At 61.6% G+C, this 18,363-nt stretch carries 17 protein-coding genes; 8 read left to right on the top strand and 9 right to left on the bottom strand.

Annotation, left to right across the window (positions count from 1 at the left end):
* The first annotated feature begins 167 nt into the window (after positions 1-167).
* The 7 genes from PPP56_RS08190 to PPP56_RS08160 all read left to right on the top strand — a co-directional run bounded on the left by PPP56_RS08190 (position 168) and on the right by PPP56_RS08160 (position 6,399).
* On the top strand, positions 168-1,241 hold the full coding sequence (locus PPP56_RS08190; protein WP_353563553.1) for a hypothetical protein: 1,074 nt from the start codon (positions 168-170) through the stop codon (positions 1,239-1,241).
* Between the two features lie 12 nt (positions 1,242-1,253).
* Positions 1,254-2,147 carry a dimethylarginine dimethylaminohydrolase family protein gene (locus PPP56_RS08185; RefSeq protein ID WP_353563552.1) on the top strand — a complete coding sequence of 298 codons (894 nt, stop codon included), beginning with the start codon at positions 1,254-1,256 and terminating at the stop codon, positions 2,145-2,147.
* A 141-nt stretch (positions 2,148-2,288) separates the two neighbouring features.
* Positions 2,289-3,371, top strand: coding sequence for an ion transporter (locus PPP56_RS08180; RefSeq protein WP_353563551.1), 1,083 nt, complete (start codon positions 2,289-2,291; stop codon positions 3,369-3,371).
* Positions 3,372-3,470: 99 nt separating this feature from the next.
* The gene (locus PPP56_RS08175; RefSeq protein WP_353563550.1) at positions 3,471-4,586 is read left to right on the top strand and encodes a coproporphyrinogen-III oxidase family protein; all 1,116 of its coding nucleotides are present in this window, start codon (positions 3,471-3,473) and stop codon (positions 4,584-4,586) included.
* A 179-nt stretch (positions 4,587-4,765) separates the two neighbouring features.
* Positions 4,766-5,266, top strand: a complete 501-nt coding sequence (locus tag PPP56_RS08170) for a GNAT family N-acetyltransferase (RefSeq protein WP_353563549.1) — start codon at positions 4,766-4,768, stop codon at positions 5,264-5,266.
* Positions 5,267-5,328: 62 nt separating this feature from the next.
* Positions 5,329-5,790: a DUF192 domain-containing protein gene (locus PPP56_RS08165; protein WP_353563548.1), complete on the top strand. Its 462-nt coding sequence runs from the start codon at positions 5,329-5,331 to the stop codon at positions 5,788-5,790.
* A gap of 69 nt (positions 5,791-5,859) precedes the next feature.
* A complete protein-coding gene (locus tag PPP56_RS08160; protein WP_353563547.1) occupies positions 5,860-6,399 on the top strand; it encodes a DUF192 domain-containing protein in 540 nt (179 codons plus the stop codon).
* A 63-nt stretch (positions 6,400-6,462) separates the two neighbouring features.
* Here the strand turns inward: PPP56_RS08160 and PPP56_RS08155 are convergent, their stop codons facing one another.
* The 5 genes from PPP56_RS08155 to purD all read right to left on the bottom strand — a co-directional run bounded on the left by PPP56_RS08155 (position 6,463) and on the right by purD (position 11,349).
* Positions 6,463-6,897, bottom strand: coding sequence for a DoxX family protein (locus tag PPP56_RS08155; RefSeq protein WP_353563546.1), 435 nt, complete (start codon positions 6,895-6,897; stop codon positions 6,463-6,465).
* 247 nt (positions 6,898-7,144) lie between these two features.
* Entirely contained in the window at positions 7,145-8,215 is a 1,071-nt protein-coding gene (locus tag PPP56_RS08150) for a mechanosensitive ion channel family protein (protein WP_353563545.1), read from the bottom strand.
* 324 nt (positions 8,216-8,539) lie between these two features.
* Positions 8,540-8,872, bottom strand: a complete 333-nt coding sequence (locus tag PPP56_RS08145; protein WP_353563544.1) for a HesB/IscA family protein — start codon at positions 8,870-8,872, stop codon at positions 8,540-8,542.
* Positions 8,873-8,989: 117 nt separating this feature from the next.
* Positions 8,990-10,030, bottom strand: a complete 1,041-nt coding sequence (locus PPP56_RS08140; RefSeq protein WP_353563543.1) for an NHL repeat-containing protein — start codon at positions 10,028-10,030, stop codon at positions 8,990-8,992.
* Between the two features lie 35 nt (positions 10,031-10,065).
* On the bottom strand, positions 10,066-11,349 hold the full coding sequence (gene purD / locus PPP56_RS08135) for a phosphoribosylamine--glycine ligase (protein ID WP_353563542.1): 1,284 nt from the start codon (positions 11,347-11,349) through the stop codon (positions 10,066-10,068).
* A gap of 131 nt (positions 11,350-11,480) precedes the next feature.
* On the opposite strand from purD, the gene PPP56_RS08130 reads away from it, so the two are divergent.
* A complete protein-coding gene (locus PPP56_RS08130) occupies positions 11,481-12,770 on the top strand; it encodes a BamA/TamA family outer membrane protein (protein WP_353563541.1) in 1,290 nt (429 codons plus the stop codon).
* Between the two features lie 61 nt (positions 12,771-12,831).
* Here the strand turns inward: PPP56_RS08130 and PPP56_RS08125 are convergent, their stop codons facing one another.
* The 4 genes from PPP56_RS08125 to gatC all read right to left on the bottom strand — a co-directional run bounded on the left by PPP56_RS08125 (position 12,832) and on the right by gatC (position 18,079).
* The gene (locus tag PPP56_RS08125; RefSeq protein WP_353563566.1) at positions 12,832-13,677 is read right to left on the bottom strand and encodes a deoxyribonuclease IV; all 846 of its coding nucleotides are present in this window, start codon (positions 13,675-13,677) and stop codon (positions 12,832-12,834) included.
* Positions 13,678-13,783: 106 nt separating this feature from the next.
* Positions 13,784-15,100: a glycosyltransferase gene (locus PPP56_RS08120; protein ID WP_353563540.1), complete on the bottom strand. Its 1,317-nt coding sequence runs from the start codon at positions 15,098-15,100 to the stop codon at positions 13,784-13,786.
* 37 nt (positions 15,101-15,137) lie between these two features.
* A complete protein-coding gene (locus tag PPP56_RS08115; RefSeq protein ID WP_353563539.1) occupies positions 15,138-17,738 on the bottom strand; it encodes a hypothetical protein in 2,601 nt (866 codons plus the stop codon).
* A gap of 44 nt (positions 17,739-17,782) precedes the next feature.
* On the bottom strand, positions 17,783-18,079 hold the full coding sequence (gene gatC, locus PPP56_RS08110) for an Asp-tRNA(Asn)/Glu-tRNA(Gln) amidotransferase subunit GatC (protein WP_353563565.1): 297 nt from the start codon (positions 18,077-18,079) through the stop codon (positions 17,783-17,785).
* Positions 18,080-18,363 lie beyond the last annotated feature (284 nt).

Genomic DNA, 18,363 nt, shown 5'->3' with positions numbered 1-18,363 from the left:
CAGTACAGCGTTCGTAGTACTTATGGGCAGGTAAGGCAAGAGGGATGCGAACGGGGCTGCCTCTGCAGCACAACCCAGGCAGCTCCGGTTCTGTAACAACCCCTCGCCAGTCTGCGTCTTGTAGGCGCTGCGTTCTACACTGCACATACATGCATCCCCATTTCGATATGGCATGCTCGCTTGCTTCACTCCAGCGCCGATCTCTCTGGACTCCCATTGCGGCGTTCGCGATCGCTCTCCTTACGCTCACAGGGTGCCAGCCCGACCCGCCGCCCGTAGCTGATGATACGCTCAACGCCATTTCGGTCTTCCCCGAGGGTACGCAGAGCCTCTCCATGGTCAACCTGCAGCACCTCAAGGACGAAGCAGGAATCTCGTTTTTTGGCGAGCGCGGTATTCGGCTCACACTGCTCGACAGCGACGTAGTCTTTGACCCGCTCACCCGTGAGCAGCGCAACGACCTCAACGCCTTCATTGAAGCATCCGGCTTCAACCCGGATACCGATCTGCACGCCGCGTACGTAGGCGCAGCTCCGGTTGGCAACGAAGGCATGCTGCAGGCGCCTCTGCTCGTGCTGCGCGCCGACTTCACGCGCGAGCGTCTTGCGTCCTCGCTCCGCGAAGCCGGCGATCTGATCGTGCCGCTTGACGAAGTGCACGATATTCCCATGTTTGCTTTCGCGCCACGCAACGGCGAAGACAGCGCCTCCGATCGTCACCTGGCCCTGCTCGATAGCCACCGAATCGCTGTTGGCGACGCCCGCGATATTGAGGCGCTCCTTGAACGCATAGAGGGAGACGCACCTGGGTTCGTGCCGTCTATCGACGACCGCGAGCTCATCGGGTATGCCTCGCAGTCTGGATCGGCCTGGTCGGTGCTGCTTACCCTGCCCGAAGAAATGGACAATGCTCTCGAAACCGTGCAGGAGCAGAACAGTGCGCAGGAGTGGCAGCGCCGTCTGGCTCGCGTTGCAACAGTAACGCGTCAGGCAGGCATGGGCGTTACGCTTGGCGAAGAAACAGTGCAATCGCGCATAACGCTCGTCGCCGATGACAACGCACGCGACGTGCGCCGCCTGCTGCAGGGGGTCGCCTCGGGCGCGCAGTCCTACGAGGGGCTGTCAGCGGATCAGCGAGCGATCCTTGAGGATATAGCTATCAACGACCAGGGACGATTTGTCCACATCGACATAAGTACCACCCAGCGCGCCCTGGCCGAAATGATGCTTTCCTCACGATAGAAGACGTCTTTCATGGTTTACACCACGCCCAGCGAAGCGCTTCCGCACCCTACCCGCACGCCAGCCCTGTCGCGTCCTCAGAAAGCGGTGCTCACAACGCCTGCACACTTTGACGTTACATACGTCATCAATCCGCACATGGCCGACAATGTGGGTGCGGTCGACACCGAGGTGGCTTGGCAGCAGTGGAAAGCGCTACGAGCCGCATATACGGCGCTCGACTGCGATGTGCACGTCGTAGACGGCGTACCAGATCTGCCCGACATGGTGTTCTGTGCCAACCAGACGCTTCCGTATCGCGATCCCGAAACCCACGAAACCGGGGTCGTGCTTAGCCGCATGCATGCCCCGGAGCGCCGCGACGAGGTCCCGCATTATCGGGACTTCTTCGAGAAGCAGGGGTACGCGGTGCATACCCTGCCCGACGACGTGCAGGGCTCCTTCGAGGGGATGGGCGATGCCATCTGGCATCCCGGCCATGCGGCGCTCTGGGGCGGATACGGCTTCCGCACCGACCTTGATGTCTACGAGGCTATTCAGGGCCTGCTCAACGTACCCATCTACGCACTTCACCTCGACGACCCCGACTTCTACCACCTCGATACCTGCCTCAGCGTGCTGGATGCCGACACCGCGCTCTACTACCCGGGCGCATTCGACGAAGACGGACTCGCGCTGTTAAATGCGGGGTTTGATGCGCTGGTTGAAGCTCCTGAAGATGAGGCGCGATCGCTCTTTGCATGCAACGCACACTGCCCCGACGCCGAACACGTGCTCATCCAGGAGGGCTGCACCGTCACAGAGGCGCGCCTGCGCGACGCCGGGTTTACTCCCGTGCCCCTCGACACGGGCGAGTTTCTGAAAGCAGGTGGCTCCGTGTTTTGCATGAAGCTGATGGCCTGGTAAGCAGGCAGATCGTGGGGCGAAGGGGCATGGCAAAGAGTGAGATTGCATATAGGGCGGCTGTATTGTATCTCATGAACGCCCCGCACAGAAAAATTAGGTTCTGCGGGATACGCACGCCCTTGCTACCACCTGGCTTTGCCCATGTCTGATGCTGCCGCACCCGCAGATCCTGATAACGGAAAACGGACGTTCCGAGAGCTGGTCGTAGACGTGATCATGCTCGTGCTGATCGCGGCGAATCTTGTGTTTATCGTCTTCGACTGGACGTTTACGTACCGCCACTTTCAGGAGCTTCTGGAGGCGACCGTTCCAGCCTTTTACGACTTCTATGCAACGGAAGTCCACCCGAACTTTCTCTTCTACGATCTTGTCTTCGTCGCCATTTTTGTAGCGGAGATTCTGGTGCGGTGGGGGCTCGCGATCTATCGTGGCACCTACCGCCGCTGGTACTTCTACCCACTGGTTCACTGGTACGACGTTCTCGGATGCATTCCTGTAGGCACGTTCCGGTCGCTTCGCGTACTGCGGCTGGTCGTTATGATTCGCAAGATGCAGCGCCTTGGGCTCATCGACCTTACGCAGACGGCTCCCTATGAGGCGTTCGTATACTACCGCGACCGGTTCGTGCAGGAGATCACCGACCGGGTTGTGGTGCGCATCGTATCAGGCATTCAGCACGAGGTGTCGACGAACGACGTCGTCGTAGACCGCATCACGAAAGAGGTTATCGGTCCGCGCCGCGACGACCTGGTGAATGCACTGACGCACCGCTTACAGGCTGCTACCGCAGACGCCTATAGCTCGTACCGCCCTGAGTTTCAGAAATACATCGATGAGGTTATTACGCAGGCCGTTAACAACAACAGGGAAATTAGCACCATCGGTATGATCCCAGGCGTAGGGTCAACAATCGCACACCTGCTGAAAGAGGCGATCAGCGATATCGTATACAATGTTCTGAACCGAATTATGGACGACATCGGCTCGGAAGAGAATGACCGTGTCATCGCAGAGATTACATCGATATCGGCAGATGCCGCGTTTTCATCCAATTACGAACAAGAGCTGAATACGATGGTGCGATCGTTGCTCATTGATTCGCTGGAGGTGGTCAAGGATCAGATCGAGGTGTATGAATGGGATCCACGGGCGGCCTCCGAACAAAAACGTCCTGAAGAGAGACCGCCGTTCGTTGCTGAAAAACCAGCTTCCAGTCCGTCGTAAACACAAGACGAGCCTATCTGCAGCGTGGAGCGTGGAATCTACATTCAAGATAAACAAGCAGCCTCAACTCTTTATTCCGTAACACAACCACTCTTTGCTATGGCTGGTCTCTATATACACGTCCCATTCCGCAAAAGCGATCGCGCCTATGACGACTCCGTTGTCGTGGCATCGCACCGGCCCGATTACGATGCGTTTGCGCGTGCGCTGGTCAGCGAACTGGATCAGTACGAGGCTGCGCACAGCACGGCTGGAATATCGTCGATCTACGTGGGCGGCGGACGCCCCTCATTGGTTCCGATCTCCGACTTGGAGACGGTAGCCGAGAAAGTACGCGTATTCGATGTAGAGGGAACGGCAGAGGTCACCATTGAAGTGAATCCTCGGGATGCCTCTGACGCGTATATGCAGAAGGTGGCGGCAATGGGATTCAACCGGGTTAGCCTTGCCGCGCTTTCGTTCTTTGATGAAGAACTGAGTACGATCGGCGCACCGCATCAGGCCCATCATATCGAGCCAGCGGTGGCGCGTAGCCGGGCAGCTGGTATCGACAATATATCAGTAGATATTGCTTTTGGATGGGCCGAGTCGACCCTTGAAATGTGGCAAGAGACGCTGCGCGAAGCTGTTGCGCTTGAGGTACCGCACATTACGCTCATCGAGTGGCCGACTGTGCCGCGCGACAACGAAACCGAAATGACGCGCGCTAAGCAATACCGCCACGCACTGCTTGACTTGGAGGAGGAAGGCTTTGAAGCATACGAGATTTCGCATCTGTCTCGGCCGGGGCACCGGTCGCAGCACAACGAGAACTACTGGGCACATGGCAGTTTTCTCGGGATCGGGCCAGCTGCACACAGCTTCTGGTGGCCCGGCCACAACGAGAAGCCCCACCGCTGGGTCAATGAACCCGATCTTGCTGTATATATGCAGCGCTTGAACGACGGCCGTGCACCGGTTGCCACGCGCGAGGAAGTCGACCCGGAGACGCTGGCTGGCGAGTACCTCACCCTGCGGCTGCGTACCCGCGACGGACTCAATCTGGCGCGCTACCGCGACGTCTACGGCGTTGACCTGCGTGCGCAACGCGCGTCGCTGCTCGACCGGCTGCAAGAAAACGCGCTTATCTCCCCAATCACCGACAACACGCTGCGTCTGACAAACGCCGGATGGCTCGTTTACAACTCTATCGTGCAGCGCCTGCTTTCAAACTAAGAAATCAAAACAGGTTCTAAACCGTTCAAACTACTTGAGGTCTGAAAGGTAAGCGGGTACGTAGTGATACGTAGCAGGTACGCCAGCCGGGGGCATGCTGCCCGGTAGCATGCCGTCCAGAGCAAAAAAATCGACATACCAAGCTTTCAGACACCGCGTAACAACCTCACGATATTCGCATGCCAATTCGTCCAGTGCAAACATCTGCCGAACTCGACACGGCAAGGCAACTCTTTCGCGAATACGCGCGCGAACTGGACGTAGACCTCTGCTTTCAGGACTTCGAGCAGGAACTGCAGGCGCTTCCGGGTCCGTATGCTGCGCCGCAGGGGGTAATCTTGCTTGCGCATCCTCCTGAAACATTGCCCACAGAGGCAGTTGGATGCGTAGCCCTGAAGCCGCTTGATCGGCCCGACGTGTGCGAGATGAAGCGGCTGTACGTGCGCCCCGAAGCACGAGACGCCGGGTGGGGGAATGCTCTCGTAGACGCAATCCTCAACGCGGCCCGCCGCCGTAGCTATTCCACGATGCGTCTTGACACGCTCGATACGCTTCGCGCAGCGCTTCGCCTCTACAGACGCTTTGGCTTTAAAGAGATTGACGCCTACTACGAGAACCCGCTGCCGAACGTCATCTACATGCAGAAAACGCTATCTTCCTCATCACCAACATCATCATGAAGTTGTCTGCCGGGTATTCCGGGTCTTGTACGGGGTCATTGCTTCTCGTGGCTGCTCTGCTTGTGAGCACCGTTCTCCTTTCCACCGGATGTGCCGAAGAGGAGCGCCGCGGCACGGCCACAGACCCTCCTACGTTCCGGCATGATGGCACGCTCGCGTTTGAGTCGGCCGAGGGCGACACGCTGGCTGTTATCGACATCGAGATTGCCGACACCGACCAGGCACGGGCCCAGGGACTTATGCACCGCCGGTCGATGAGCTATGACAGAGGCATGCTCTTCGTGTTCGATGAAGTCGGCACGGGTTCTATGTGGATGCGCAACACGCCGCTCCCGCTCGATATGATTTTTGTAGACGATGACGAAGAGATCATAAACATTGTGGAGCGTACGCGTCCCTTCTCGGATGCAGAGGTGTCTCCGGAGGCACCGCGCCGGTACGTAGTCGAGGTGCGAGCCGGGTTTGTGGATCGCCACAACATTGGCACCGACGCGCGAATTCGGTGGACCCGAATCGACGAATAACGTGCTTCCCCGCTGCACGATTATCGCATACGATCTTTCTTATACTACTTCGCTAATCTTATCCCGTTTATGTCGTGTTCGTACTGGTCTGCCCGCATCATACCACTCTGCCTGCTTGCGCTGTGCGGCGCTGTGCTGCTGGGGTGTGCCGAGGAAGAGGCTGGAGCCCCTGCCGATGCGCAAGAGGAGATTGAAGATCCCATTCCCTTTCGGTCGGACGGCACCCTGCATGTCTTACAGGAGAACGACACGCTGCGCACGCTCGACATCGAGATTGCCGATACCGATTCGGCACGCGCACGGGGACTGATGGAGCGCACGTCGCTACCGGAAGACAGCGGCATGCTGTTCATCTTTGAGCAGGAGCAGCCCCAGAGCTTCTGGATGGCAAACACGCCGCTGGCGCTCGACATTATCTTTGCCGACCGTGAAGGCGAGATCGTATCCATGACCAAGTACACGCGTCCGTACTCGCAAGAGCAGGTGCAGTCGGGCGTGCCGGCACAGCACGTGCTGGAGGTGCCCGCAGGCTATGCCGACCAGGTGGGAATCATCGAAGGGCAGCGCTTGGTGTGGACGCGCCATGAGGCAGATCCCGAAGAAGAGTAGATGCACTGCCCGGGCCTACACCGGGCAGCGAAATTATATCGTCTGACTGATTGGCGCAAGGGGTTACCGGCGCTCGTTACCCATGAGCGCGTCGACGCTGTACTTGCCCGGGCCGGTGATAAAGAACGTCAGGAAGATAAATCCGTACAGCAGGGCCATCTCGGCGCTTCCCTGTCCAAACAGCCCGTCGCCGCGAGATAGGTGCATGAAAGCAGCCATGCCCATCGTGCCGATTAAGAGGAGCGCAGCGGTGCGAGTGAGGAACCCGACAGCAAGCAGCACCGCAGCGACTGACTCGGCGAGAGCTGCCATAAAGCCCCAGAACACCGGAAGAAAGGTGATGCCGATGAGCTCCATGGTGCCCCCAAGCCCTTCCCATTGCTCCGGACCCGCTACGATCTTGCCCCAGCCATGTCCGATAAACATGAAGAGCCCGGCCCCCAGTCGAAGCAAGAGCAGACCAAAATCACGAAGCTTAGCGGGTAGATTGATAAGCATAAGTACTATCAGGTAAGTAAAGGTGCAGCGAGAAGTTCAGGGTGGGAGATACGTGCAGGGGCGTTAACCCACATTTGACCTGCAGGCGACCCACAGGTCAAGCAGGAGCAATAGACTACTGCGTATGCACGTATGATACAGGACAATATCCCTCAAAGACAAGCGGGTAAAGAAGGGCAGTTGTTATCTTTGTGTGCTTCATGCCAGTAGTTCCTGCTCTGAGCTATGCCGGGCACGGCGTCTACGGCTATGACGCCGCAGATCCGTCAGCAAGAAGAGACACGTTCTGCGCAGAAGGGGCAAGATGAAGCGTGCGCTGAGGAAACGGAATCGTGATGCCGGCCTCTGCAAATCGCGACAGCGCCTTGCGGTACACCGTGTCGCGCACCGAGCGCTTGCCGCGTGGGCGGTCGATCCAGACCAGAATCTGAAGAACGATCGCGTTGTCACCCAGCGCTGCCACGTTCACTTCGGGCGGCGGATCGTCGTGAATGCGGTCGGAGTTGTGGAGGATCTCCTGCAGAATAGAAGTAGCCTGGTCCACATCTGCATCGTAGGCAATGCCGATCGTCATCTCAATCCGCGTTGTCTGCTCGGGCAGCATATGGTTGATGATCACCTCCTTGCCGAGCACATCATTCGGGATAAGCACAATCTCGTTGTCGCGCGTGCGAATGACCGTTTTGTGCAGGTTAATCTCCAGCACATCGCCGATGTAGTCGCCGACCTGGATGCGATCGCCCACACGGAAATTGCGGTCGGCAGTGAGCGTAACACCTGCCAGCACGTTCGAGAGCACCGTACGAGCCGCCAGCGCCACAGCCAGCCCCACGATACCAAGCGAGGCGATAAACGCCGTGATCTCAATGCCAATCTCGCGAAACGCGATAAGAATACCACCGGTCCAGATCAGGTAGACGGCCGTAAGGTCAAGCAGGCGAACCACGCGCTCGTCTACATCGGTGTCGGTGCGCTCGGCCATCGGCAGGCCGTACTCGCGCACGATGGCTTTCACCAGGCTAGCGAAGATCCACGTGCCGGTAATGACAAGCAGCGCGTTCTGGGCGCCGCTCCATGCCCCAAACTGGGCCTGCACCTCAGGAATCCGAAAGAGCGCGTAGTTCACCGACGCCAGCGCCACCAGTACGCTAATTGGACGCCCAACGATACGGAGCACAAGACCGTCGATCTGAAAGCGGCTGCGATCGGCCAGCGTAGCGAGCCACCGAAAGAGCCTGTACAGTAGAAAAGCGCCTGTGAATCCGGCCGCAACCAGCCCAAGCGACGTCAGAAGGGTGTCAACAGCAATGCCGTTCATCAGCAGCCACCGTTAATTAAGAGGGTACATGGGCAAGGCAAGCCGCTCCGTCGTTTCCTGAGCAAGCGATAAGAGCTACAGGGGGATGCGAAGCGTAGCCAGCACCACAAAAGATATGTACGGGGAGGGCGATTAGACTCCGACAGGGGGCAAGGGCAACGAAGCACACGTATACCTCGCCCGTCCTATCTGATGCTATACACCCCCGTTAGCGCTTTCGACGTCCGGTAGAGGACATCGTGATATAGCCTGGGGCGCTGCTTTTTTGAGGCATTCCACGGTAGAATCGCAAGACCTACATTATAGTTGTGCGTTATAGTCGTGCTACACGCCAAACGATTCGCCACAGGCACAAGTGCGCGAGGCCTGGGGGTTGGCAAAGTGAAAGCCCTCGCCGTCGAGCCCGTCGGTGAAGTCGAGCTCAGACCCGTCAAGATAGAGCGCACTGCGCTGGTCGGCAATGACGGTGATGTCGTTGACCTGGTGGGCCTCGTCGGCATCCTGCAGGGTGGTGTCCCAGCCGAGGTCGTACGTCAGTCCCGAGCAGCCGCCGGGGACTACGGCAATACGCAGGTACGTGTCGTCTACAGCAACCGATTCTTCCTCGGCAACGGTGCGAAGCTGGTGCTGCGCGCGCTCTGTGATATCTATCTGCATGACTGTCTCGATCTAACAGGGAAATACAGTACTTTCGAATGGGGGAGCAGTACAAAAAGAGGGAGCTGTAGGTTTCTGCGCCCGCAGCGTTACCCGGCCTGGAGCGGGCAAGCGGGGCTACCGGTGCACCGAAAGGAGGTGCGGGCCGGCGAGCAGGTAGAGCGTATCACGGCTGGCCGTTACGCTTCGCAAAGGGGCGGCATTGGCAGGCCACTCGATATGCTGGCGTGCTCGGTACGTGCTGGCATCATGCAGCGTGATGCCAGCGGCGCGCACAAGTCCGACTGCGCTCCCGGTTGCGAACACGTCCACAAACGGGCCGGCATCGCTGGGGGCCGTATGGGTAGACACGATACTCCCGAAGCTATCGGTGATGAGGACCTGCGGCCGTTCGGCATCGACGATCCAGAGATCGCCGGGTGCGCTGCGCGCAATCGCGTGAGGCTGCCAGCGAGCAAGCGGCACATCGGGCGGTGTGAGGCGCCGCACGAGGGTGCGCTGCCGGTCGAGGTACCACACGGCGCGGGCATCAGACTCAATGAGCGCCAGGCCGTCGCCGGCAGTGCTGTGCACGGCGGTGGGGCGTCCGGTACCGGTTGGGGCGCGCTCGTCGCGAGCTGGGCGGTAGACGGGGGCAAGCGCTTCCTCGCGATGCGACACCGGCAGCAGCTCCAGCGGGCGCCCGTCTGCGTCGAGGCGCTGGATACGTCCGTTGCCGGTATCAGCAACGAGAAGGGTCTGCCCGTTTGTTGGGTCGATGCCTGCAGGCCGGCTGAACTGTCCGGCGCGCGATCCGCTTCCGCCTATGGTGCGCTGCCGGTCGCCGGCGGCGTTGAGTACGTAGAGCCGGTGGCGCTCGGGGTCGAGCACATAGAGGCGCCCGCGTGGGTCGCGGTGCAGGACGGTTGCGTCGTCGAAGGTGGCCAGGGTGTCGACCTGCGAGGCGTCTATGCGCAGGGTGTCGACGCGCGCATCGGTGTGGGCGTCGGGAGCCGGATCAGCGCGATCAGCTGCTGGGGGGGCGGCCAACGGTGCGCCTGCGAGCCCGAACGCCCCGATGAGCACCAGGGCGACGTAGATCGCGATGCCATGCCCGACAGGGGGCCGCGTGCGCATCCCTCTATACCAATTACACCAGATGCCAACCAGGTAGGACATGTGCTGTAGGGAATTAGAAGACCATCAAGTCGCGATCAAGTCGCCATCAGGCCGCTACGGGCAATGTCGCGTCGAAGGGTTTTGCCGTCGAACTGGATGGCGTCGGCGCCCTCATAGGCGCGTTCGATAGCGGTTTCGAGGGTGGGGGCGGTAGCCACAACGCAGAGCACGCGTCCGCCGTCGGTAACGAGGGTACCGTCTTCGGTGAGGCGGGTGCCAGCATGGATGACGTGTACGCCCTCCATCTGCTCGGCCAGGTCGACGCCTTCGATGAGAACGCCGGTGTCGTAGTCGTGGGGGTAGCCCTGCGAGGCCAGGACGACGCCCACGCATGCTTCAGCGCTGGCGCGCACCTGCACGCCGGTCAGGGCGTTGCGGGCGACGGCGTCGAAGAGCGCGGCATGGTCGTTTTCAAGGAGCGGGAGCACTACCTGGGCCTCAGGATCGCCCCATCGGCAGTTGTACTCAACGACCTTAGGGCCGTCGTCGGTGAGCATGAGTCCGACGTACAGGATGCCCTGGTAGGGCGTGCCGGCATCGGAGAGCCCCTTGAGCGTAGGCTCGACGACGGTGCGGCATACTGCGGTAAGGGTGGCGCCGTCGACCAGCGGGGTGGGGGCATAGGCGCCCATGCCGCCGGTGTTGGGGCCGGTGCCGCCTTCGCCGATGGCTTTATGATCCTGCGACGGCGGACACACCACGTAGCGGTCGCCGTCGGTAAGGACGAACACGCTGGCTTCGTCGCCTTCCATGAAGGCTTCGATGACGACCCGGTCGCCCGCTGCGCCGAAGTCGCGATCGTCGACGATGCGGTCGAGCGCTTCGTGGGCCTCCTCGCGGGTGGTGCAGACGAGTGCGCCCTTGCCGCCGGCCAGTCCGCTCGCCTTCACTACAACAGGTACCGGCTGCGTGCGGATGTAGTCGTGGGCGGCCTCGGCCTCGTTGGCCTCGAAGGTGCGGAACGAGGCAGTAGGTATGCCGTGCTCCTGCATGAATGATTTTGCAAAGGCCTTGCTGCCCTCCAGCCGCGCAGCGTCGGCGCTCGGACCCATCACCGGATGGTCGTGAGCCCGCAGGTGGTCGGCGATTCCGTCAACGAGCGGCTTTTCGGGGCCGATGATCGTGTAGTCGATGTCGTGCTCCTGCACGGAACGGGCCACAGCGCTGTGGTCAGCAGGGTCGAGCGAAAGGTTGGTACCTACCGCTGCAGTGCCGGGGTTGCCGGGGGCAGCAAAGACGTGGGTGCACGAAGAACTGTCGGCGAGCGCCCGGCAGAGCGCGTGTTCGCGCCCGCCGCTTCCGATGACAAGAACGCGCATGGGAGGGGGCTTTTGATGAAAGTAACACAATCGGGTGTCTTCTATCCCGTAATATAGAAGAGCCTATGCACTTGTGCAGGAGCAGCTGCCCGGGTGCGTCCGAACTTCTCCGAATATGTACCCGAAAGCCTGTGCGTATCCAAGCTGTGCGTGTCCACGCCGTCGCGTTCGTTCTCGTTCTGTGTATCGTTCTGTGGGCGCCCGGGGCCTTCGGGCAGGATGCCGCTGCGCAGGATGCCGCTGCGCAGAATGATGCAGAGCAGGAGGCTTCGGTCTGGGTGAATCCGCGTCCGTATCTGGCCAACATCTGGGGGCCACGCACGGGCTTCGGGATGGGTGCCGGGCTCTCGGTGCACAACCTGGGTGGGCGCGGAAGCCGCGGACTCGTTACGGCGCTGGTCGGACAGCATCAGCAGGTGGGCACGGTGGCGTGGTCGCCGCAGTGGCGGCATCGCATTCTGGGCTTTACGGTCGTCGAAGGGCGCGTCTTCCATACGCGCCACGGCTGGTTCTACGGCGTAGGACCGTTCCCGCAAGATGACACCCGCCTTTCATTGCATCGCACGCAGCTGCGCGGCGGGGTACGAGGACGCTACCTGCCGTTCGGGACGTCTGCGCTGCGGGTGCACGCGCAGCTGCACGTGGTGCACGACCGCATCTACGACCAGCGCGATGACGACGACAACGCGTTCAGCCGCCTCGACACGGCTTCGCAGGCATACCTGCTCTCGTTTGGACGCAGCCGCGACGGCTCGGTCGGTACGAGGACACTGACCGGCGTGCGTCCGCAGCTGGGGCTGGCTCTCGACACGCGCGACCGCGAGCATGGGCCCAACCATGGCGTGCTGGCGCATGTGCAGGTGGGCCGCTATCTGGATCTGTCGGGCGGGGTCAATTTCTGGAGCTACGAGGCCGACCTGGCCGGGCACGTCTCGCTTACAGACCGCCAAACGCTCGACCTGACGGCAAACGCTCGCGTGGCACGCGGCGTAGACGGTAGCTCTGTTCCGCCGCCGTACCTGTCGGCCCTTGATGCCTTTCGTATGCCAGGGGTGGCTCGCGGACGCTTTCTGGCGCGCGATCGGGTGCTGCTCGGGGCGCGTTATCGCGTTGTGGCTCGCAACATTGGGAATCTGCTCGTGCTGGAGCCGTACGTGGGGGGGCACGCCGGGGCCGTCTACAACGACGTGTTCGAGCAGTTCGCTTTCGACGCAACGATAGAGCGCACGCCACTCCCCACGCCCGGTGTACCCCTGCGCGTGAGCGGGCACGTGGGCGTGCGAGTGGCTCCGTTCTTTCGCGACACCACGTTCTTTGACCTCGCCCTGGGGCTGGGCCCCGACGGCATAACAGGCGTGCGCCTCCGCTTCACCCCAACCTTCCGCCACCTCCGCCCCGATCACCACAACGACCGGTGGTAGCAGTAGAGTCCGCCGCGACCTGCGACGGGGTACGGTGCCCTGCACAGCGCCCTGCGTGACCTTACGATGAGATGCCCGCTTCACGGCGAAGCGAGCGCACCCGCTCAATGTTATCGGCATGGCCTCGGGCATCCGTGTTGGGCGTCTCCAGGATAAACGGCAGATCGCGCAGCGCCGGGTGCGTAACGATGCGCTGCATGCCTGCCGTGCCAATGTATCCCTCGCCAATATGCGCGTGCTCGTCGCGATGCGTGCCACAGGCATGCTTGGAGTCGTTCAAGTGAATCGTCTTCAGGGCGTCCAGGCCCACCACGTCGTCGAAGACGTCTACCGTAGCATCCACTGCGGCAGGCGTGGTCAGGTCGTACCCGGCTACGAGCACGTGCGCGGTATCGAGGCAGATGCCCAGCGCATGAGCGGAGGCATCGAGAAGAAACGCAAGCTCCTCGAAGCGGGCGCCCAGCTTCGTGCCGCTGCCCGCATCGGTCTCAATAAGCAGCGTAACCCCGTCTGGTACTTCAAGCGCATCCAGAGCCGAGGCGGCGTTCTGCAGCCCGGTATCGGCGCCAGATCCGGTGTGCGCACCCGCGTGCACATTCACGTACGGAATACCGAGGACCGCAGCGGTGTCGAGCTCCTGTTGCAGCGAATGAATGGACCTGCGGCGTAGGTCGGGCTTGGGCGTGCCCAGATTCACCAGATACGACGCATGAATCATCCACGGGCCGGCAAGGCGCTCCTGCGTGCCCTGCCGGAAAGCCGCAACCTGCTCGTCGCTAATCGGCGTGTGCGCCCAGATCTGCGGGGCATGCGTAAAGATCTGCCCGCACGTGCCGCCGATAGCACACTGACGGTCTACGGCATGCTCAACACCGCCGGCAACAGAAACATGGGCACCAATAGGCATAGGGGGATACGGAGCGTTAGGAGATACGTCGGACATACGAAAGCGAACCCCGACCGCCCGTTCCACGCACGAGGAGCCGCCACCAAGGTGCAAGAAGAATGCGTAATTAGGCAGACTGATGCGCGTCAGTAAGCGCGTGTGCCATGCGGCGCGCCTGAGCGGTACGGGTGTGAGACGCAAGGGCAGCGCGCACCGCCCCCGACAACGGGGCCCCGTCGGCCCAAGCCGCATAGTGCGACATCAGCATCTCTTTGACGGCTGTAACGTCGTCGCGGGCCGCCATCACACCGGCATCGTGCTGACGGAGCAGATCGGCAGCGTCGCCACCAGGAGGCCCAATTCCCAGCACCGGCCGCCCCGTGGACAGGTACTCGTACAGCTTGCTGGTAATCATGCCTGTGTCTACGCCAAACGGTTCGATGCAGAGCACAAGCAAGGCACTCTCAGCCATATACCGCAGGGCCTTCTCGTGCGGAACGAACGAGACCACGGTGGTGCAGTCAAGAAGACCGCGAGCACGGAGCGCCTCTTCAACAACCGGCGCCACGCGCCCGACAAGCTGCAGCTCCAGGAGTGGCATCAGGCCCTGGCCACGGAGGTCAGCGAGCGCGTCCCAGAGCGCAACCGGGTTGCGATTGGCGTAGAGCGACCCGACATGCGAGAGCGCAAACCGGTCGCGCCGCACGGGCACGTCGAGTGCATCCATGTCGCTCGCTGCAAACCCATTCTCGACGACCGGACCCATCGTGGCGCCCTTTGCCTGAAACAGCGCCCGCCAGGTTGGGCTCACGGTGGTCACGCGGGTAGCCGTCTGCAGCACAGCGCGTTCCAGAGCAGCATCCAGGTGGCGCGCCCACCGCGTATGAGGCAGCTCGTCGTAGAACCCGATGTCAGTCCACGGATCGTGCAGGTCAGCGACCCATGGTGTGCTGGTGATGCGGTGTAGCGTGTGCCCTATGCAGTGCACTGAGTGCGGGGCGCCGCTGGTGAGCACGGCGTCGTAGCGATGCTGCTTCAAGAGCTGCAGGCCGCGCCATACGCCAAAAGGCCACCACCCAATGCGTGCATCCGGAAGAAAGATGTTGGCACGCACCCAGCGGGCCAGGTGTTCGGTCCACGAAGCCGCCCGTGGATCGAAGGATCCGGCGGGAATCGCATCTTGCGTGCGGGGGGCGCCCTGCAAACGAGCATAGAGCGCATACGGGTCGAGCGCGGGGGTGCGGTGAACGCGCACCGACGGCGGCACCGCTGCCTGCAACCCCGGATCGGTCGTGGGGTACGCGCCGGCCTGCACGGTGAGTACGTCGACCTGCCAGTTGTGCGCGGGCAGGCCCTCTACGAACTGCAGAATGCGCTGCACGGCCGGCCCGCCAGCCGGGGGCATGTAGTACGCAATAAGTAGAACACGGCGTTCAGCAGGCATGCAGGCGTCGCGTTGCGGTGATGAGAAGGGCGAGGCGCTATGCATCCCCTGAAGCAGAAGTCTCTGAAGCAGAACCCCTGCCAGAACCTTCGCCAGAAGAGGCTTTGTCGTCAGATTCTGAATCTGGCGCCCCGTTCTTGCGGCGACGCCACCAGGGCAGGGCGAGCAGCACAACGACGCCCAGATAAACGCCGGCTGTAGCTACCTGTGCGATAACGCCCCCCACGCGATCGGAGCGAGGCTCGAAGCGCATGGCGAGCGTGTGCTCGCCTTCAGGGATGACGACGCCGCGCTGCAGGTAGTTTACGCGGTGAATCGGGACAGGCTCGCCGTTGAGGTAGGCGTTCCACCCGGCGGGATAGTAGACCTCGTTCACGACCAGAAGATGCTGGCCGCTGGTTTCGACGGTCCACTCAATTTCAGGAGGGGTAAACGTTCCAAGCGTAACCGACGGCGGATCGTCAGCGTCGACCGGGTCGAGATCGGCTTCAAGGGGCTGGTGCTTGAACGCCTGAGCCCGCAGGTTCGTCGATGCATCGCGCAGGCGGCTCCACATCGCCTCGACGTCCGACTCGACCTCCACGCGGTCCACAAAGAACGCGCGGGGCAGGGCATCAGGATTCTCAAACACCTGCAGTCCGGTGCGTTCGCTACGGTAGATGGATTCGGTACCGGGCAACGCGCGCTGCCCGATGATATAGCGCCCGCCCATCAGATCGAGCGCGCCCTTGTTAGGACCCTGGCGCTGCCCCGGTTGCAAGATAAAGTCGATGTAGTCCTGGTAGCGCCGCAGCTTGGCGCCATGGTAGCCGCCAATGGATTCGTGATGGAACGACGGTTCGGCATTGTTCATCGGGTTGAGTGCCATGGGGTAGACGCGGAAGTGCCCCGCGCCCCCAGCCTCTTCGCGACGCTCGATAAGGAAGCGGTCAAAGTCATGGGTCGAAATCTGCTGCTCCACGCTGCGTGTGGGCGAGAAGTCGTCGCTACTCAGATGGCGCTTACCTACGCCCCAGAGATCGACCAGCACGAGCGCCGCGAGCCCGACGGCAACCGCCCAGCGCGCCTCGACCCGCTCCGTGCGGTAGGCCCATACGAGTCCGGCAGCCAGCAGTACGAACAGGAGCGTGCGCTGCGTATCCGCCTGAAACAGCTCCTGGCGCTCGTCGCGCTGGTCGGCGAGCTGCGAGCGGATAAACTGCTGCACCTGCGGGTCGTTGAGCGACAGGTCGGGACGCTGCTGCTGGATGGCCTGTTCGAGGCGTGTGCGCTCGTCGGGGTTTTCAAACGAGAGGAACGCGTCGCCCCCGACCCAAAGAAGGAGCGTGAGGCCGGCTACGGCGCCAAACGGAATGAGGCTGTCGCGTGTAGAGAGCCCATCGGGGGCATGACGGCGCTTTTTGCGCTTTCCTCTGGGGGATGCGGGGCGCTTCAGAAGGGCCCGGAGTCCGAATGCGGCCAGAAGCACGACACAGAGCACCGTAACGGTCATCCATGTTTCAGGGGTGCGGAAGGCGGAGAAGTAGGGGAAGTACTCGAACATAGGCCGGTTGAGCCAGGCGGCATGGTGGCCCATCGCAAAGAGCCCCGTAAAGAGCGCGCCGAGTCCGAGTGTAAGCACGAGGCGGGTGCGCACCTTCCAGAGCGCAAGTCCGGCCAGCGCCACGACGATGCCGCCCACGTAGTGGGGCCCCTCGGTAAAGGGTTTGGGGCCCCAGTACGTCTGCCCGCCCCCGCCCAGGGCATCGGCGATGAGAAGCGTGAGGAACTCGCTGGGGCCCTGGCTCCAGCGCATGGCATAATCCCAGTCGAGGGCACCCTCGCCGGCCTCTCCGCCGGGGGCAGCGCCGCGAATGGAGTAGTCTTTGTATTCGAAGGTGGCCCAGTAGGGGTGTATGACCATGAGAAGGCCGATGGCCGTACCCAGGGCGAGCCAGCCAGTGGCTTTCAGGTGGGGCGTCCACGCAGCGGAGCGGCCGGCCCGTACCGTCTCCACGATCCACCAGATGAGCGCGAGCATCAGCACGTAGTACGTGATCTGCGGGTGGTCTGCGCGCAGGTGTAGGCTAAGGGCAACGGCAAAGAGCAGGCTACTCAGCAGACCGGGCCTTCGCATCCCATAGGCAAATGCCATGAGCAGGTACGGGGCGTAGGCAATCGCTACAAACTTGGTCTGGTGCCCGGCGCCTAAGATGATAAACAGATAGGACGTGAATCCGAACGCAAGTGCAGCAAGCAAGGCAGCCCAGCGGTCACGCACCAGGTAGAACACAAGGGCGTAGAGCCCAGCAAGCAGCAGGAAGAAGTGGGTCGTGGGCCAGAGATAGGGGCGGGCGGCGTCGATGATCGTATCGAGCTGTGGAGCCGCCGGTGCGTAGCGGATGTGATAGCCGGGCATCCCTGAGAACACGTTCGGGGCCCACAGGGCAGGCTCGCCGGTCTGCTCCTCGTACTCGATCATGGCCTCGGCCATGCCCCGCCACTGCACGATATCGTTACCGTGCAGTCCCTGACCGCCGAAGTGTACTGGTGCAAAGTAAAGAAGCGACAGCACGAAGAACCCGACAAGGGGCAGCCCGTGGCGTAGCGCAGATTGCTTCCAGCGAGGCGAGCTGAGGTCAGCAGACGAGTGGGCCATGCAGACAAAACCAGGCGTTTAAGTCAGGGGATGCGAACGGCAGGTTACCCGTTGGAGTCGATCACGCGCGGCACGCGCACGTGGGTGCCGTCGGTGTCGGGGGCATTTTTGAGCGCGTCGTCGCGACTGATGCGCTCGGTGGGCTCATCGCTACGCGTTACGTTCTGGTGGTCGAGCCCGTGGGCCATAGGCGGCACGCCTGCGGTGTCGAGCTCATTGAGCGTGTCGATATAGTCGAGAATGCGGCTCATCTCATCGGCCAGCTGCTTCTTCTCGTGGTCGGCAAACGAAAGGTGCGCCAGTTCGGCGACGTGGTCGACATCGTCGGGTGTAATGGGCATGGTGCGGTGGGAGGATGCGTGAATCGGGACAAGAACAAGGGTGCGCCATGACAGGCAGACGCGATACGCTACGGCGGGCAAAATGGGCAGTTCCACCAGGAAGAAAGCCTGCGTCTTTGAAACAGGCTGCAAATCAGTCTGGGTACGATTCAACTCAGCGCTCTACGCCTTGTCATCACGATCATCACGAGGAGAAAGCCTGCGGTCGGGGCGCTATGTCGTTAGCGCTCCTCGCAGGAATGTATAATGTCTCGAAGAGGTTTTTGTGTGTCTATTTAGTCTGC

The sequence above is a fragment of the Longimonas sp. genome (assembly GCF_040409695.1).
Taxonomy (GTDB): Bacteria; Bacteroidota; Rhodothermia; order Rhodothermales; family Salinibacteraceae; genus Longimonas.
Note: the sequence above shows the minus strand (reverse complement) of the source record. Positions and strands in the feature narration are given on the sequence as shown.

What these genes read in the sequence shown, in the direction of transcription:
- PPP56_RS08185 (WP_353563552.1), top strand. Translation starts at nt 1,254, where the DNA reads ATGGTTTACACCACGCCCAGCGAAGCGCTTCCGCACCCTACCCGCACG.
- PPP56_RS08180 (WP_353563551.1), top strand. Translation starts at nt 2,289, where the DNA reads ATGTCTGATGCTGCCGCACCCGCAGATCCTGATAACGGAAAACGGACG.
- gatC (WP_353563565.1), bottom strand. Translation starts at nt 18,079, where the DNA reads ATGCCCATTACACCCGACGATGTCGACCACGTCGCCGAACTGGCGCAC.
- PPP56_RS08120 (WP_353563540.1), bottom strand. Translation starts at nt 15,100, where the DNA reads ATGCCTGCTGAACGCCGTGTTCTACTTATTGCGTACTACATGCCCCCG.
- PPP56_RS08145 (WP_353563544.1), bottom strand. Translation starts at nt 8,872, where the DNA reads ATGCAGATAGATATCACAGAGCGCGCGCAGCACCAGCTTCGCACCGTT.
- PPP56_RS08140 (WP_353563543.1), bottom strand. Translation starts at nt 10,030, where the DNA reads ATGTCCTACCTGGTTGGCATCTGGTGTAATTGGTATAGAGGGATGCGC.
- PPP56_RS08170 (WP_353563549.1), top strand. Translation starts at nt 4,766, where the DNA reads ATGCCAATTCGTCCAGTGCAAACATCTGCCGAACTCGACACGGCAAGG.
- PPP56_RS08175 (WP_353563550.1), top strand. Translation starts at nt 3,471, where the DNA reads ATGGCTGGTCTCTATATACACGTCCCATTCCGCAAAAGCGATCGCGCC.
- PPP56_RS08115 (WP_353563539.1), bottom strand. Translation starts at nt 17,738, where the DNA reads ATGGCCCACTCGTCTGCTGACCTCAGCTCGCCTCGCTGGAAGCAATCT.
- purD (WP_353563542.1), bottom strand. Translation starts at nt 11,349, where the DNA reads ATGCGCGTTCTTGTCATCGGAAGCGGCGGGCGCGAACACGCGCTCTGC.
- PPP56_RS08190 (WP_353563553.1), top strand. Translation starts at nt 168, where the DNA reads ATGGCATGCTCGCTTGCTTCACTCCAGCGCCGATCTCTCTGGACTCCC.
- PPP56_RS08125 (WP_353563566.1), bottom strand. Translation starts at nt 13,677, where the DNA reads ATGCCTATTGGTGCCCATGTTTCTGTTGCCGGCGGTGTTGAGCATGCC.
- PPP56_RS08160 (WP_353563547.1), top strand. Translation starts at nt 5,860, where the DNA reads ATGTCGTGTTCGTACTGGTCTGCCCGCATCATACCACTCTGCCTGCTT.
- PPP56_RS08155 (WP_353563546.1), bottom strand. Translation starts at nt 6,897, where the DNA reads ATGCTTATCAATCTACCCGCTAAGCTTCGTGATTTTGGTCTGCTCTTG.
- PPP56_RS08150 (WP_353563545.1), bottom strand. Translation starts at nt 8,215, where the DNA reads ATGAACGGCATTGCTGTTGACACCCTTCTGACGTCGCTTGGGCTGGTT.